Origin of the sequence: Lentzea aerocolonigenes (genome assembly GCF_000955955.1) — a bacterium.
GTDB lineage: Bacteria > Actinomycetota > Actinomycetes > Mycobacteriales > Pseudonocardiaceae > Lentzea > Lentzea aerocolonigenes_A.
Genome location: NZ_JYJG01000184.1, coordinates 1 through 15876, shown reverse-complemented (window position 1 = coordinate 15876; position 15876 = coordinate 1). Strand labels below are relative to the sequence as shown.

Here is a 15876-nt window from a genome sequence, read left to right as displayed (position 1 = left end):
ACGCCATCGCCTCGGCCAGCGCCGCGACGTTCTCCGCTCCGAGCAGCTGCGTGGCGGGAACCGTTCTCCCCAGCGACTTCTTCAGCCGGGCGGCCAGTTGCGCGGCCATCAGCGAGTCGAGGCCCAGGTCGCGCAACGCCCGCCGGGTGTCGACGCGGTCGCGGGTCGTGCCGAGCACGGCCGCGACGTGGCCCAGCACCACGTCCCGGACGGGTTCGCCGGGGAGCACGACCGGTTCCCGGCGCGGTTCCGGTACCTGGACCGGTCGCGGCGCACGAGTGCGGAGCAGCTTCGCGACCAGGCCGTTGAGCTGCGCGAACGGAGCAGGGGTCCCGATGCGGACGGTGATGCCGCTCAGTTCGGCGAAGCACTGGTGCCGGGCGTCGAACAGCCGCACGTCGACCACGGGCTTGCCGCGCCGCCGTCGTGCCACGGCCCAGAACTCGCCGCTCGCCCGGCCCGTGACTCGCACCCGGTCCACGCCCAGCGGCACCGCGGACGAGTCCAGCGCGAGCAGCACGGCCTGCAGACCTGTCTCCAGCACGACAGAAGTGCTGGTGTCGGCCGAGAACCTGGCCACCGCCAGGTCCTGCCCGCGCCACGCCTGCCGCAGCGCGCGGAACGGTCCTTCGAACTCGTAGCCGTGCCGGGCAGCCAGGTCGCGGAACTCCGTGTCCCGCACGTACTCGCGGCACCGTTCCAGCGCCCACTCCAGCTCGATCGTGCTGATCTCCGCACCGCGTGCCAGCTCCCCGCTCGCGCACCGCCTGCCCTCGTCGTCGTGGACGGTGAACGCCCGCACGCCGGCGCGTTCCGGTCGCAGCGTGACCGTCAGCGTCGGCAAGGACTCCGGATCGACGGTGACCAGCTCGTGGAAACGGACGTTGCGCAGTGAGTGGTCACCGCGCGCGGCCGTGAGCACCGCGTCGAGCAGGACGGCGGCGGGAAGGGGCGTGAGGCCCCGGAACCGCAGTCCGCGCAGGGCTTGCGCGACGCCCAGTGCGGCCGTGTCGATCTCCCGGACGATCTCGGTGGCCGTGCTGAACGACTCGAACCAGTACTCCTGGTGCTGCCACGGGTAGGCGGGCAGCGCCACGGTCCGGCCGCCGCCGAACCACGTCTCCCAGTCGACCGGCACGCCCGCGACGTGCAGCGATCCCAGCGCCGAGGTGATCGTGCGGAGCTCGGGTTCACCGCGCACCAGTGATGGCACGGACACCGCGGAGCCGATCTCGCCGACCGCGTTGAGCAGCACCGGATGCGGGCTGATCTCCAGGATGATCTCCAGGACCACGGTGTGCGGGGCGTCGGCGAGGACGCGGCGCAGGGTGTCGCTGAGCCGCACGGTCTGCCGCACGTTGTCCGCCCAGTAGCGCGCGTCCAGCTCACGCCTGCCGCACTCCACTGTGGACCGGAAGTCGACCTGCGGCGCGTGCGGGCGCAGGTCGTCGAGCTGTTCGCGCAACGCCTTCGCGACCTTGTCCATCAACGGCGAGTGCGACGCCACGTCGACATCCTTCACCGGCCGGCACGCGATCGCGAGCTCCGCCAGGTCCTCCGCGACGATCTCCATCAGCTCCACCGGTCCGGCCAGCACGCACGTGCCGGGGGAGTTGTCCGCGGCCACGCAGACCTCGCCGCGATACCGGACGAGGAGGTCCTCCGCGCGTTCGGCGGACAGTTCGGCCCACAACATCGCGCCCGTGCCCGCGGTGTCCTGCATGAGCGCGCTGCGGCGGCAGATCACCGCGGCCGCGTCGCGCACCGACAACGCCCCGGCGATCTGCGCGGCGGCGACCTCGCCCATGCTGTGGCCCACAACGATGTCCGGCTCGACGCCCCACGCCCGCCAGTGCGCGGCCAGCGCCACCTGCACGGCCCACAGCAGCGGCTGGATCACGTCCATGGTGTCCCGCCACGGCTCCACGCCGGTCAGAACGTCCACAACGGACCAGCCGGCCTCTTCGCGCACGGCCGTGTCGCACTCGTCGAGCGCGGCCCGGAACGGGGGCGACACGGCGTACAGCTCACGGCCCATGCCGATCCACTGCGAACCCTGGCCGGGGAACAGGAAGACGAGTTGAGGTCGTTCGGCCGCTTCCCCGGACGTGGTCTCCCCATCCAGGAACGCCTTCAACCCCGCCACCAGCTCCGCCCGATCCGTTCCCGTCACCGCGAGCCGGTGCTCGTGGTGATCACGCCGGGCCGCCGCCGTGTAGCAGGCATCCGCCACCGGGCCGTCCAGGAATCCGGCGAAGGCCTCCGCACTGGCACGCAACGCCGCGACCGACTTGGCCGACAGCGTGAGCACCTGCGGACGTTCGGCCGGCTCGACGACAACAGCCGAGGGCGGTGCGGTGAGCACGACGTGCACGTTGGTGCCGGAGATGCCGAACGAGCTGACGCCCAGCACGGGCTTCTCCGCGCTGAGCGCCTGGTTGCGCGTGACGAGCTGCAACGGCCCGCCGGTCAGGATCTCGGCCTGCACACGGGCGTGCAGCGACGCCGGAACCACTCGGTGCTCGGCGATCAGCACGGACTTGATCAACCCGGCGATGCCCGCCGCCGCCTCGGTGTGCCCGATGTTGCTCTTCACCGACCCGAGCAGCAACGGGCGCTCCCGGCCCGTCCCGGCGACCTCGCGCAGGGCTTCGAGCTCGACCCGGTCGCCCACGCTCGTGCCGGTGCCGTGCGCCTCGATGTAGTCCACAGTGGAGGGATCGAGTCCGGCATCGGAGTACGCGGCCGACAGCATCTCGGCCTGACCGCGCACGGCGGGCTGCAGCAGGAGCCCGCTGCCCCTGCCGTCGTTGCTGATCGCGCTGCCGAGCAGGACGGCGCGCACGCGGTCGCCGTGAGCGACCGCGTCGGGTAACCGTTCCAGCACCACCGCGCCGACGCCCTCGCTGCGCACGAACCCGTCCGCGTTCACGGATCCGAACTTGCACCGCCCGTCGGGGGCGAGCATCGACGCCTGCGAGTAGGCGATCGCGTCGTCGGGCAGCAGGATCACGTTGACCCCGGCCGCGATCGCGAGGTCGCACTCCCCGGCCAGCAGCGCCTGCCGGGCGTTGTGCACGGCCACCAAGGACGACGAGCACGCCGTGTCGACGACGATGGACGGGCCGCGCAGGTCGAAGGCGTAGGAGAGCCGGCCGGACGTGACGGCCCGCAGTTCACCGCCCGCCGCGTGGCGCACGTCGTGGTTGCCCGCGGTGCGGCCCGCCCTGCCGTACTCGGCGGTGGCCTGGCCGACGAACACCCCGACGCGCCGCCCGGCGAGCTCGGACGGCCGGATTCCCGCGTCCTCCAAGGCTTCCCACGCGACCTCCAGCAGCAGCCGTTGCTGCGGGTCCATCGCGCGGGCCTCACGCGGTGAGATGCCGAAGAACTCAGCGTCGAACCCGCGCACGTCGGCGAGGAACCCGCCGTGCCGCGAGATCGTCCTACCCGGTGCGGGCACGGGCGAGTACCACTCGTCCACGTCGAACCTGTCGAACGGGATCTCGTCGATCGCATCGACGTTGCCCGTCAGCAGGTCCCAGTACGCGGCGACGGAGCTCGCGCCGGGGAAGCGGCAGGACATGCCCGCGACGGCGACCTGCCGGGAGGTATCACCGGTGGTCGCCCGAGATCTGTCGGACATGGAGGCATGGCGGTGTGTCACGGTCCCCCCGCGGGTTCAAAGTGGTTTCAAGTACAACTATGCACCCGGAGCCAAGTTTAGCCAGCACGGCTGACCGCTGGAAGCCAAACGTACGCAATTGCCGGTGCGTCGCCACTACGCAGTTCACCGGTCTCGCAGGGTGGAACGAGAAGCCCTACACTCAAAATCGGTCTTGCGTTCAAGTTTGTACTGGCGTACTCACTACAGCGGTTGATGACGGTCCAGCAGGGGGAGATCCGCACATGGCCAGGTTCGTGGTCGAGATGGTGTTCGAGACAGAGGACGAGCGGTTAGGCGACGCCCGGCCTGCTCACCGCAGGTACTGGGAGGACTTGGCCGTGCGGGGCGTGCTGCTGGGGGGCGGCCTGTACACGGACGAGTCGGGTGGGCTGATGCTGTGCGAAGCGGCCGATGACAGGGCATTGCGCCGTTTGGTCGACGGTGATCCTTATGTGCGCGGGAAATTGGTGCGCTCCGTCCGGATTCGAGAGTGGCACGTGCTCGTCGGCGGGTTGAAACTGCCGGTCGGCCGCGATCCTGAACCGCAGCAATTGGGTTTCACTATGGGCAGTTCCGCTGACTCGTTGATTTCCCGGATCGAGAACGGGCCGCGCATCGCCCGTGCCGCGATGGTCGCTGGCCGCGCTCTCACGGCGCACGAGCACCGGATCGCCGCGCTGATCGTGGGCGGCAAGACCAACCGGGAGATCGCGACCCAGTTCCGGGTGTCGGTCCGCGCGGTCGAGCTGCACATCACCAGCATCTACCGCAAGCTCGGCATCCACCGCAGGGCGCAGCTCGCCTCCGCCCTGGCCGCGTGACGGGGGAGGAGCACATGCGATTCGGCGTCAACGTCCCCAACTACGGCGACCGCGCGGCACCCGGCGAGATCCTGCGCTGGGTGACGACACTGGAGGAGCTCGGCTACCACCTCGCGATGGTGTCCGACCACGTCGCGCTCACGCCGGACGTGGAGCGGCTCTTCCCCGCGCCGTTCTACGACCCGTTCGCCACGCTGTCGTGGCTCGCGGGCCAGACCACCCGCATCGAGCTCGGCACCACCGTCATCGTGCTGCCGTACCGGCATCCGCTGCTGATGGCGCGCATGGCCGCGTCCATCGACCAGTTCAGCGGCGGCCGGCTGGTACTGGGCGTCGCGGCGGGCTGGGCTCCCGCCGAGTTCGCGGCGGTCGGAGCCGACTACCGCTCGCGCGGCCGGGTCGCGGACGAGTCGTTGCGCGCGATGAAGGCGTTGTGGGCCAACGACATAGCGAAATTCGATGGCTCGCACGTGAAGTTCGGGCCGGTGGCGACGGGGCCGCGTCCCGCGCGTTCGATTCCGGTGTGGGTCGGCGGGCACAGCACGGGCGCGATGCGGCGGGCTGTCCTGTACGGCGACGCGTGGCATCCGACGTCGGTGCCTCCGGGGTATCTGGAGCAGATCGGGATGCCGCAGCTCAAGCGCGTCGCCGAGCAGCGCGAACGGCCGGTGCCCGCGCTGGTGCCGCGCATCAAGCTGAGAATCACCTCCCGGCCGTTGCCCGACCACGGCCGGATCCTCGGCGAGGGAACGGTCGAGCAGCTGCGCGGCGATCTGCACGCGCTGAAGTCGTTGGGCGCCACGCACATTGTTCTGGATACGACATATCCGGGCGAGACGGTGCGCAAGCCCGCCGAGCACTACCTGGGACTGCTGGAACAGATCGCCACGGAGATTGTTGACCTGAGCAGTGGCACTCTGCGTTGAGGGGGAGACGTGATGGGTGATCTGGACGTCCGCAAACTCCGCATGCTGCGCGAGCTCGACGAACGCGGCACCGTCGCCGCCGTCGCACAGGCGCTGCACCTCACCCCGTCCGCGGTGTCGCAGCAACTCGTGGCGCTGTCGAAGGAAGCGGGCGTCCGGCTGATCGAACCGGTCGGCCGCCGGGTGCGTCTCACGGACGCCGCCCGCGTGCTCCTCAGGCGCGCCAACGAGATCTTCGCCGAGCTGGAGCGCGTCCAGGCGGATCTCCTCGCCTACTCGGAAGGCTCGGTGGCAGAGGTACGTGTCGCGGGCTTCGCGGCGACGCTGTCCGGTCTGGTGCTGCCCGCGGTCAGGGAGCTCCGCGACAGCCACCCCGGCGTCGTGGTGCGGCTCGTCGAGTCGGATCCGCCGCACTCGTTCGACCAGCTCGTGCGCGGTGACGTGGACGTGGTGCTGAGCCTCGAGTCCAAGGACAGCCCGGCCGCGACCGACCGCCGCTTCCACCGCGTGGCGCTGCTGGCCGAACGGTTCGACGTCGCCCTGCCCGTCGACCACCCGCTCGCGCACGCGCCCGTGGTGCGGCTGGCGGACCTGGCGAACGAGGCGTGGATCTTCTCCAACACCGGGACGTGCCGCGACATCTCGTTCGCCGCGTGCATCGCTGCCGGGTTCACGCCCGAGATCGTGCACCACATCGGCGACTGGGAGGCGACGCTGGGCGCGGTCGCACTGGGTCTCGGCCTGGCGCTGGTGCCGCGGCTCATCAACGCGGGGCCGCGCGACGACGTGGTGATCAGGGTGCTCGACGCCGAGCAGCCGACCCGGCACGTGTTCGCGGCGGTGCGCAGGGGGAGCGAGGAGGCGGCCCACCTGGCGGCGGTGCTCGCCGCGTTGACAGCGGCTGCCGAGCTGAAGGCGGCGGATCGTGAAGTTTCCCTGCACGATTGAGAGTGGAAAACCTCGATGGACCTGACCTCACGCGCGTGTGAAGCTCGTGGCAGAACTTCTCCGGTCTGGATTTCCAACGTGAGGAACAGGGATTTCTGATGTCTGCTGCCGTGTCCAGGATGAGCCTGGTGAGGTTGATCGCGCTCGGCCTCATCTGGGGCTCGGTCTTCCTCTTCATCAAAATCGCCGGATTCACCTTCTCGCCGGTGCAGATGGTGTTCGCCCGGCTGGTGCTCGGCGCGATCGTGCTGCTGCCGTTCGTTTACAGCCGGGGCGGGAAACTGCCGTCGTTCGGCCCGATCTGGGGGCATCTCGCGATCGCCGCGCTGCTCGGCAACGCCATTCCGTGGGTGCTCTTCGCCTGGGGTGAGCAGGGCGGGTCGTCGAGCGTCGCGGGCGTGGTCAACTCGACGACGCCGCTGTGGACGATCGTCGGCGCGTACGTGCTCGGGCAGGACCGCAAGCTGACCGTCTCCAAGATCGGCGGCGTGGTGCTCGGCATGGTCGGCACGATCATCATCGCGGCGCCGTGGAACGCCGGATCGTCCGGCAGCACGAGCAGCATCGTGGCGTTCGTCGTCGGCACGGTCAGCCTCGGCGCGAGCTTCGCCTACATGGGCAAGTTCCTGGCCGGCAAGGGCATCCCGCCGCTCACCCTGGCGGCGTCCCAGCTGACCGCCGCGAGTGCGTTGCTGCTGGTCGCGATGCCGTTCGCCGGTCTGCAGCCGCTGCACTTCCGCACCGACGCGCTGGTCGCCATCGCCGTGCTCGGGCCGATCTGCACGGGGCTCGCGTACGTCCTGAACTTCCAGCTGATCACCAAGGACGGCCCGACCGTCGCGTCCACCGTCACCTACCTCTTCCCGATCGTCTCGGTCGCTCTCGGCGCGCTGGTGCTCGGCGAGCCCGCCGGGTGGCCGCTCTACGTCGGTGCGATCGCGTCCGTCGCCGGGGTGATGCTCGTCCGCCGCAAGCCCAAGGCGGCGGTCGTGTCATCTCAATCCCCGGCACCCGCGGCGGCGAAGGCCTGACCCCCAGCCCTCCCGCCCGTGAAAGGGCCTCCCGGACGTTCCGGGAGGCCCTTTTTCGCGTGTGGCGCAAATCCCCTTCGGCATCCCGCAGTCTTTATGTATCAAGCAATTCTGCGGACTCCCGTAGTGAACTCCACCAGCTCTCGACCATAAGTTCAGCGGCATGGTCAACCCAACCGCCCCACGACTGGGTGTCGTGGTGCCATCAGGAAATGCGGCGGTCGAACCGGAAATCGCCGCACTGCTGTTCGGTCATGTGAACGTCCACGCCACCCGTTTCCCGTTGTTCACCGAGTTCGAGCAGCGGGAGCGGATCGCGAAGTACAACGAGGCGCTGGCTCCGGCGATCGCGTCGTTCGGCCGGCTCGGCGCCCAGGCGATCGTCGCGGAGTGCAGCGGCTCGCACTACCTGCAGGGGCCTGAGCGCGAGCAGGAGTTCTGCGACGACCTCAGCGCGCGGTTCGGAGTCGAGGTCACGACCGTCACGCGGACCGTGCTGGCGGCGCTGGCGAGCATCGACGCAACCGAGGTCACGCTCGTCTCGCCGTACGCGCAGTGGCTCACCGACCTCTCGCAGGGCTACTGGGAGGCCGCCGGGATCAAGGTCCGCGACATCGTCAAAGTGCGCTCCAGCAAGGGTTTCTCGCCGTACGACGTCTCGACCGCCGAGCTGGTCTCGCAGGTGCGCGAAGCCGATCGCCCTGCCGACGAGGTGCTGCTGATGACCGGCACCGGCATGTTCACGCTGGCAGCTCTGAAGGAGCTCAACGCGGGCACCGAACGCACGATCCTCACCTCGAACCTCGCCACGGCGTGGTGGGCGTTGAGCAGGCTCGTGCCGGACGCGGTCGTCGATTGGCGGCTGGCGCCGTGATCGTCGTCGTAGGCGCTGGACCCGTTGGCTTGACCGCGGCTGTCGTGTTGTCGCGGGCAGGTGTTCCGGTCACGGTGCTGGAACGCGGACCCGCGCTCGGCACGGCATCTCGTGCCTCGACGTTCCACCCGGCCACGCTCGACCTGCTGGCCGGGCTGGGTGTCGCCGACGAGTTCATCGCTCGTGGCCGCAAGGTGCACGACCTGCAGTGGCGCAGCCGCACAGGTGAGCTGTTGACGCGCATGGGCTACGACGCGATCGCGGACCGGACCGCGCACCCGTTCCGATTGCACGCCGAGCAGACCGAGCTGACGCCGTTGCTGCTCGAGCACGTCCCGGACGTCCGCTGGAACACCGAGGTTCTGGACGTCCAGCAGGATGACCGTGGGGTCGACCTGATCACGTCGACCGGCTCCTTCCGCGCCGACTACGTGATCGCGGCGGACGGCGCGCACAGCGCGGTCCGCACCACGCTCGGCCTGGACTTCCCGGGCACCGAGTACCCGACCTACGCCCTGCGCGTCATCACGACCACCGAGCTGGACCGGTTGCTGCCGGGCCTCTCGCCGATGACGTACTTCCGCGACCCGGTCCAGTCGTGCAGCGTCCTCGGCCTGCCGGACCACTGGCGGGTGATCCTGCGCCTGCCGCACAACGCCGACGTCTCGCCGGAAGCGTTGCTGCACAAGGCGTTGCCGACGCTGGCCGACCGGATCGACGTGCAGGACGCGCACACCTACCGCACCTCCCGCCGGGTGATCGGCGACTACCGCGCCGGACGCGTCCTGTTCGCGGGCGACGCGGCCCACCTCACGTCCACCGCGGGTGGCATGAACATGAACTGCGGCATCCACGACGCGGTCGATCTCGCCACCACCCTGTCCTTTGTGGTCAACGGCGACCACGACAACGCACTGCTCGACGAAGCCGCGCAACGCCGCCGGAACGTGGTCACCGACCACGTCATCCCGCGCAGCGAGGCACGCGTGTCCGGAGTGGACGGACAAGCGGGCAGCGTCGACGCCGCGGTGCGTCAGCTCGCCGCCACCGCAAGCGATCCGGCCGAAGCGGCGCAGTACCTCGTTCAGGCATCGATGCTCGATTCCGTGCCCCAACTGGAAGGGTCCGCTGCCCCATGAAGATCTGGTTCCACAAGCACACCGTCGAGGGCCGCCTGCCGCTGCTCGACGAGTGGTACCGCAAGCACCTCGCCGAGGTCGCCTCGCCCGGCACCGAGATCGTCATCAAGACGTTGCCGGAGAACACCTACGACACCGAGCTGCCGTTCGACCTGGTGAAGTTCGGCGCGCTGCAGATCCACTTCAACGCCCACTTCGCCCGTGGCGCGGTGGAAGCCGAACGCCAGGGCTTCGACGCGTGGGTGATCGCCGCCGGCCAGGACCCCGGCCTGCACGACGGCCGCGCGCAGACGTCCATCCCGACGCTCGGCTACGGCGAGACGAGCTTCTTCTACTCGGCGATGCTCGGCTACCGGTTCGGCGTCCTCGGTTTCATGCCCGCACTGCGCGAGATCATCACCGAGAACATCGAGCGCTACGGCCTCACCAGCCGCCTTGCCGCCTACGAGCTGGTCGACGACGGTCACGAGGCCGTGCGCCAGGCACTCGAGGGCGACTTCGACCGGTTCGTCGAGGTGTTCGACGCGGCCGCGAAGAAGGCGGTCGACAAGGGCGCCCAGGTGCTGATCCCCGGCGAGGGCATCCCGGCCGAGATCTTCTGGGCGCTCGGCACCAAGGAGCTGCACGGCGTCCCGGTGATCGATCCCGCCGGACTCCTCGTCCGCCAGGCGGAGCTCGCGGTGGACCTCAACCGGCTCGGGGTGGTTCAGCGCTCCACGGCGGGCTACTGGTTCCGCCGCCCCTCCGACGCGCTCACCGAGCACGTCGAGAACGTCTTCCTCGGAAAGGCTCTGTGATGTCGTCCCACTCTTCTTCGGCACAGTTCCCCGTCGCCCGTCCCCGCAGGCTCCGTCGCACGCCCGCGCTGCGCCGGCTCGCCACCGAGACCCGCCTGCACCCGAGCAACCTGATCCAGCCGCTGTTTCTGCGCGAGGGCATCGACCAGCCCCGCGAGATCAGCTCCATGCCCGGCGTCTACCAGCACACCCGCGAGTCACTGCGCAAAGCCGCCGCGGAAGCCGTGAGCGCGGGCGTCGGCGGCCTGCTGCTGTTCGGCATCCCGATCGACAAGGACCCGCTGGGCCTCGGCGCGACCGACCCGGACGGCATCCTGCAGGTGGCGTTGCGCGACGTCGTCGAGGAGGTCGGTGACGCGACGGTCGTGATCGGCGACGTGAACCTCGACGAGTACACCGACCACGGCCACACCGGCGTGCTCGGCCCGGACGGCGACGTCGACAACGACGCCAGCATCGAACGCCTCGCGGACATGGCTGTGGTGCAAGCGGAAGCGGGCGCGCACGTGATCGCCCCGAGCGCCATGATGGACGGCCAGGTCGGCCGGATCCGCGCGAAGCTCGACGCGGCCGGGTTCCCGCACGTGCCGATCATGGGGTACTCGGCGAAGTACGCCTCGGCGTTCTACGGCCCGTTCCGCGACGCCGTGGAGTCTTCGCTGAAGGGCAACCGCCGCGCGTACCAGCAGGTTCCTGGCAACATCCGCGAGTCGCTGCGCGAGGTCGACCTGGACCTGGCCGAGGGCGCGGACTTCGTGATGGTCAAGCCGGCCGGTGCCTACCTCGACATCGTCCGTCTCGTGGCCGAGCACGTCGACGTTCCCGTTGCGGCGTACCAGGTCTCCGGCGAGTACTCGATGATCGAGGCCGCCGCCGCGAAGGGCTGGCTCGACCGCGACCAGGTCGTGCTGGAGAGCCTCAACTCCATCCGGCGCGCCGGTGCGTCGATCATCATCAGCTACTGGGCGACCGAGTTCGCCACACGTCTGGAGCGGTGAGCGTGGGAGACGTCAAGCTGACCCTGCTGGGCATCAGCCACTCCTCGGCCCCGGTCGACGTGCTGGAACGGGTGGTGATCTCCGGCGAGGACCTGGATGTCGTTTTGAGCGAGCTCAACGCGGCCAACGAGTTCGGTGCCGTCTACGCGCTGTCGACGTGCAACCGGATGGAGTTCTACGTCGAGAAGCACGCCGACTCCGCCGCCGCTCTGTTACGGTCGAAGCTGGTCTCCCGGCTCGGTCTGTCCACTGAGGACGCCGAACGGTTCCTGTATCAGCACGAGGGCACGGACGCGGTGCGGCACCTGTACTCGGTGTCGAGCGGCCTGGAGTCGATCGTCATCGGCGAGGACCAGATCCTCGGCCAGGTCAAGGACGCGCTGGACCGTGCTCGCAGGCTGGGCACCGCAGGACCGCTGATCAACCAGCTGGTGCAGTCCGCGATCCGCGTCGGCAAGCGGGTGCGGACCGAGACGGACATCAACCGGGCCGGGCGTTCCCTCGCCACGGTGGGACTTTCCGCGCTGGAGCACGTTGTCGGCGCGATGTCCGGCCGGTCGGCGCTGGTGGTCGGTGCCGGCACGATGGCCGGTGTGGTCGTGGCGGCCCTGCGCGGCAGCGGCCTCGCGCGCATCGACGTGGCGAACCGGACACCGGAGAAGGCGGCCAGGCTCGCGGAAACCACCGGGGGCAACGGATACGGGCTCGACGACCTGCCGTCGTTGCTCGCCCAGGTCGATCTCGTCGTGACCTGCATCGGTGGCACCGGGGCGTTGCTGACCGCTGCGGACGCCGAGGAGGCCGTGCGTTACCGCGACGGCTCGCCGTTGTTCCTGCTCGACCTGGCGTTGCCGCGCAACATCGCCGGCGACGTGGCCAAGGTCGACGGGGTGTCGCTGGTCGACCTGGAGACGCTGGCGGGCAACGGTCCCGACGAGGCGGCACTGTCCAGTGTGGCCTCAGTGCGGTCGTTGATCGAGGGCGAGGTCGAGGGATTCCTGGCCGCGCAACGAGCCGCGAAGGTGGCGCCCGCGCTGGTGAAGCTGCGAACCGTCGCGTCGACGACGGCCGAGGCCGAGCTGGGGCGGTTGTTCCGGAAGGTGCCGGCGTTCGACGAGCAGCACCGCTCCGAGATCACCCTGTCGGTGCACCGGATCGTCGAGAAGGTGTTGCACGGCCCCACTGTGCGGGCTCGTGAGCTGGCGGGAGCCCCTGATGGCTCCCAGTACGTGGAGGTGCTGGGGAAGTTGTTCGACGTTCCCGGCGAACCGAGTGAGGTTGTCGCATGAGTGAGCTGTCCCTGTTGTGGAACGCCGAGTCCGTCGCGGTCATCGGCGCGACCGAACGCGAGGGCGCGCTGGGCCGCAAGCCCGTCGCGTACCTGCAGCGGTACGGCTATCCCGGCCGCGTCCTGCCGATCAACCCCAAGGGCGGCACGATCCTCGGGTACCAGGCCTATCCCTCGGTGCTCGACGCGCCCGGCCCGATCGACCTCGCGTTCATCGTCGTGTCGGCCGACCGCGTGCCCGCCGCGGTCGACGACTGCGTGGCCGCCGGGATCAAGGTCGCGATCATCGCCTCCTCCGGTTTCGCGGAGACCGGTGACGAGGGCGCGGCCCTGCAGGCCGAGACCGTGGCCAGGGCCCGTGCCGGTGGGCTGCGGCTGATCGGCCCGAACTGCATCGGCGCGGTCGGCTTCGGCAACAAGGTCATGGCCACGTTCAGCCCGTTGTTCTCGGCTGAGGCCGTGGTGTCGCTGGAGCCGGGCGGGCTCGGGATCGTCTCGCAGAGCGGCGCTTTGGGCTTCGGCGCGGCGTCGCTGGGCATCGAGCGCGGGCAGCGGCCCGGCTGGGTGATCACCACCGGCAACGACGCCGACGTGTCCGCGCTGGAGGTCCTCGCCGAACTGGCGCAGGAGCCCACGTGCACCGGGCTGCTCGGCTACCTGGAGAACGTGCCGGACGTCTCCGCGCTGCGCTCGCTGGCTGCTTCCGGCAAGCCGGTGGCGTTGCTGAAGTCGGGGCGCAGTGAGGAAGGCGGCCGGGCGGCGGCTTCCCACACCGGCGCGCTCGCCACGGACGACCGGGTGCTGGACGCGGCGTTGCGGCAGTTCGGCATCGTGCGGGCCGGGGACATCGACGAGCTGCTCGACGCCGGTGACGCTTTTGTTTCGCCGCGCCGGCCGGCCGGCCCTCGGGTCGCGGTCGTCACGACGTCCGGTGGTTCGGGCATCCTCGCCGCGGACGACGTGGTGGCGCAGGGTCTTGAGCTGACGCCGCTGAAGGACGAGACGCGGGCCGCGCTGGCGGAGATCATCCCCAGCTTCGGTTCCGCGAACAACCCCGTCGACATCACAGCCGCGGTGCTGAGCGACCCGTCGCTGTTCGACCGTTCGCTGGAGGTCATCGCCGCCGACGACACGGTCGACATGATCATCGGCTGCTTCTGCGTGATGACCGACGGCGACGTCGACAAGGCCGTGCGGGCGCTGGCGAAGGTGGCGGAGAAGTCCGGCAAGCCGGTGCTGGTGTCCCGCACCGGCGCGGACTTCCTCGCGCCGAACGCCCGCGCGACGCTGCGGGAGGCCGGTCTGCCGGACTACCCGTCGCCCGCGCGTGCCGTGCGAGCCGCAGCTGCTTTGTGGCAGGTGAGCAAGCCGCGTTCGGCGGAAGCGCCGGCGGGCTTGGGAGTGGAGACTCCGGCCGCCGAGCTGACCGAACCTGAGCTCAAGGCGCTGTTGGCTGCTTCAGGTCTGTCCGTGCCGGTCGGGCGTGTGGTGGCGTCGGCGTCCGAGGCCAAGGCCGTGGTGGACGAGGTCGGCGGCACCGCGGTGTTCAAGGCGGTCGTGCCCGGCCTGGTGCACAAGACCGATGTCGGCGCGGTGAAGGTCGGTGTGCCGTCTGCGGAAGCCGCGGAGGCGTTCGACGAGCTGTCGGCGTTCGGTGGCGCGGTGCTGGTCGAGGAACTGGTCGGCGAGGGCGTCGAGCTGATCATCGGCGTGCACACCTCGGACCTCGGCCTGGTGCTGACGCTGGGTCTCGGCGGCATCTTCACCGAGGCGCTGGACGACGCGACCTCCCGGTTACTGCCGCTCGCTCCTGGCGATGCGGCGCAGATGGTCGGTGAGCTGCGCGGCAAGGCTTTGCTGGACGGCGCGCGTGGCCGTGCGGCGGCTGACGTCGCGTCGCTGGTGCGGACGCTGGAGACCGTCGCGGCGCTGGTGTCCGGTTGGGAGGGCGGGTTCGAGCTCGACCTCAACCCCGTTCGAGTGCTGGAGTCGGGCACGAAGATCCTCGACGCCGCCCACGTGATCGCGAAGGAAGTCTGATGACCCTGTCCATTGTGGATATCGGCAAGCCCGCGGCGGCTCCCGAGTCCGAAGCGCTGTTCTCGCGTGCGCAGCAGACCGTGCCGGGCGGCGTGAACTCGCCGGTGCGGGCGTTCCACGCGGTCGGTGGCACGCCGCGGTTCATGAAGAGCGGCAAGGGCGCGTACATCACCGACGCCGACGGCCGCGAGTACGTGGACCTGATCTGCTCGTGGGGCCCGATGATCCTCGGACACGCCCACCCGGCCGTGCAGGAGGCCGTGTACGAGGCGATCGGTCACGGCACGTCGTTCGGCACTCCGACGCTGAACGAGGTCCTGCTGGCCGAGGAGATCGTGGCCCGCGTGGAGCCGGTGGAGTCGGTGCGGCTGGTCAGTTCCGGCACCGAGGCGACGATGTCCGCGATCCGCCTGGCGCGCGGTTTCACCGGCCGCACCAAGGTGATCAAGTTCGCGGGCTGCTACCACGGCCACGTCGACGCGCTGCTCGCCGCGGCCGGCTCGGGTGTCGCCACGTTCGCCCTGCCGGACACGCCCGGCGTCACGGGTGCGCAGGCCAGCGACACGATTGTGCTGCCGTACAACGACCTTGACGCCGTGCGCGCCGCGTTCGCGGAGAACCCGGACACCATCGCGTGCGTGATCACCGAGGCGTCGCCGGGCAACATGGGCGTCATCCCGCCTGCTCCCGGCTTCACCGCCGGGTTGCGCGAGCTGACGTCCGCGTTCGGTGCGCTGCTGATCTCGGACGAGGTGATGACCGGGTTCCGGCTGTCGCGCGCCGGTTGGTACGGCCGCGAAGGTGTTGCCGCCGACCTGTTCACCTTCGGCAAGGTGATGGGCGGCGGGTTCCCAGCGGCGGCGTTCGGCGGTCGCGCCGACGTGATGGGCCACCTCGCACCGGCCGGTCCGGTGTACCAGGCGGGCACGTTGTCCGGGAATCCCGTTGCCACGGCAGCGGGTCTGGCGACGCTGCGGCACTGCACGCCCGAGGTGTACACGCACCTCGACGCGACGGCCACGGTGGTCGGCGGGATGATCTCGGACGCACTGGCTCGTGAGGGCGTCGAACACCAGTTGCAGCACAGCGGCAACATGTTCTCGGTGTTCTTCTCGTCCGAGCCGGTCACGGACTTCGCGGAGGCCAAGGCCAGCGAGACGTTCCGCTACAACGCCTTCTTCCACGCCATGCTGAACCAGGGCGTCTACCTCCCCCCGTCAGCCCTGGAATCCTGGTTCCTCTCCGCAGCCCACGACGACACCGCTCTGGACCGAATCGCCTCGGCCCTCCCCCTAGCCGCCAAGGCCGCCGCCTCCGCCTAGCGGCTTTCACGATGAAGGGAACCTT

General features: G+C 69.9%; 12 protein-coding genes. 11 read left to right on the top strand and 1 reads right to left on the bottom strand.

Features of this window, described 5'->3' with window-relative positions; all coding sequences use genetic code 11:
- Positions 1–3646: type I polyketide synthase (locus tag UK23_RS24185; protein ID WP_156213349.1), on the bottom strand; the 3646-nt coding region annotated here is incomplete at its 3' end.
- 263 nt (positions 3647–3909) lie between these two features.
- Between UK23_RS24185 and UK23_RS52900 the strand changes: the two genes are divergently transcribed.
- The 11 genes from UK23_RS52900 to hemL all read left to right on the top strand — a co-directional run bounded on the left by UK23_RS52900 (position 3910) and on the right by hemL (position 15851).
- On the top strand, positions 3910–4488 hold the full coding sequence (locus UK23_RS52900) for a LuxR C-terminal-related transcriptional regulator (RefSeq protein WP_045313903.1): 579 nt from the start codon (positions 3910–3912) through the stop codon (positions 4486–4488).
- A gap of 14 nt (positions 4489–4502) precedes the next feature.
- Positions 4503–5414, top strand: a complete 912-nt coding sequence (locus UK23_RS24175) for a TIGR03619 family F420-dependent LLM class oxidoreductase (RefSeq protein WP_045313902.1) — start codon at positions 4503–4505, stop codon at positions 5412–5414.
- A gap of 12 nt (positions 5415–5426) precedes the next feature.
- Complete coding sequence (locus UK23_RS24170) at positions 5427–6362, top strand: LysR family transcriptional regulator (protein WP_045313901.1); 936 nt, start codon at positions 5427–5429, stop codon at positions 6360–6362.
- A 98-nt stretch (positions 6363–6460) separates the two neighbouring features.
- On the top strand, positions 6461–7393 hold the full coding sequence (locus UK23_RS24165; RefSeq protein WP_063778108.1) for a DMT family transporter: 933 nt from the start codon (positions 6461–6463) through the stop codon (positions 7391–7393).
- 163 nt (positions 7394–7556) lie between these two features.
- Positions 7557–8267, top strand: coding sequence for a hypothetical protein (locus UK23_RS52895; RefSeq protein ID WP_045313899.1), 711 nt, complete (start codon positions 7557–7559; stop codon positions 8265–8267).
- Entirely contained in the window at positions 8207–9406 is a 1200-nt protein-coding gene (locus tag UK23_RS24155) for an FAD-dependent oxidoreductase (RefSeq protein ID WP_330770233.1), read from the top strand. The genes UK23_RS52895 and UK23_RS24155 overlap by 61 nt, the downstream gene beginning before the upstream one ends.
- Positions 9403–10203 carry an aspartate/glutamate racemase family protein gene (locus tag UK23_RS24150; RefSeq protein WP_045313897.1) on the top strand — a complete coding sequence of 267 codons (801 nt, stop codon included), beginning with the start codon at positions 9403–9405 and terminating at the stop codon, positions 10201–10203. The genes UK23_RS24155 and UK23_RS24150 overlap by 4 nt, the downstream gene beginning before the upstream one ends.
- Positions 10203–11201 carry a porphobilinogen synthase gene (gene hemB / locus UK23_RS24145; RefSeq protein WP_045313896.1) on the top strand — a complete coding sequence of 333 codons (999 nt, stop codon included), beginning with the start codon at positions 10203–10205 and terminating at the stop codon, positions 11199–11201. Before UK23_RS24150 ends, hemB begins: the two co-directional genes overlap by 1 nt.
- Positions 11202–11203: 2 nt before the next feature.
- A complete protein-coding gene (hemA, locus tag UK23_RS24140; RefSeq protein WP_052684982.1) occupies positions 11204–12490 on the top strand; it encodes a glutamyl-tRNA reductase in 1287 nt (428 codons plus the stop codon).
- Positions 12487–14529, top strand: coding sequence for an acetate--CoA ligase family protein (locus UK23_RS24135; RefSeq protein ID WP_045313895.1), 2043 nt, complete (start codon positions 12487–12489; stop codon positions 14527–14529). The genes hemA and UK23_RS24135 overlap by 4 nt, the downstream gene beginning before the upstream one ends.
- On the top strand, positions 14529–15851 hold the full coding sequence (hemL, locus tag UK23_RS24130; protein WP_045313894.1) for a glutamate-1-semialdehyde 2,1-aminomutase: 1323 nt from the start codon (positions 14529–14531) through the stop codon (positions 15849–15851). Before UK23_RS24135 ends, hemL begins: the two co-directional genes overlap by 1 nt.
- Positions 15852–15876 lie beyond the last annotated feature (25 nt).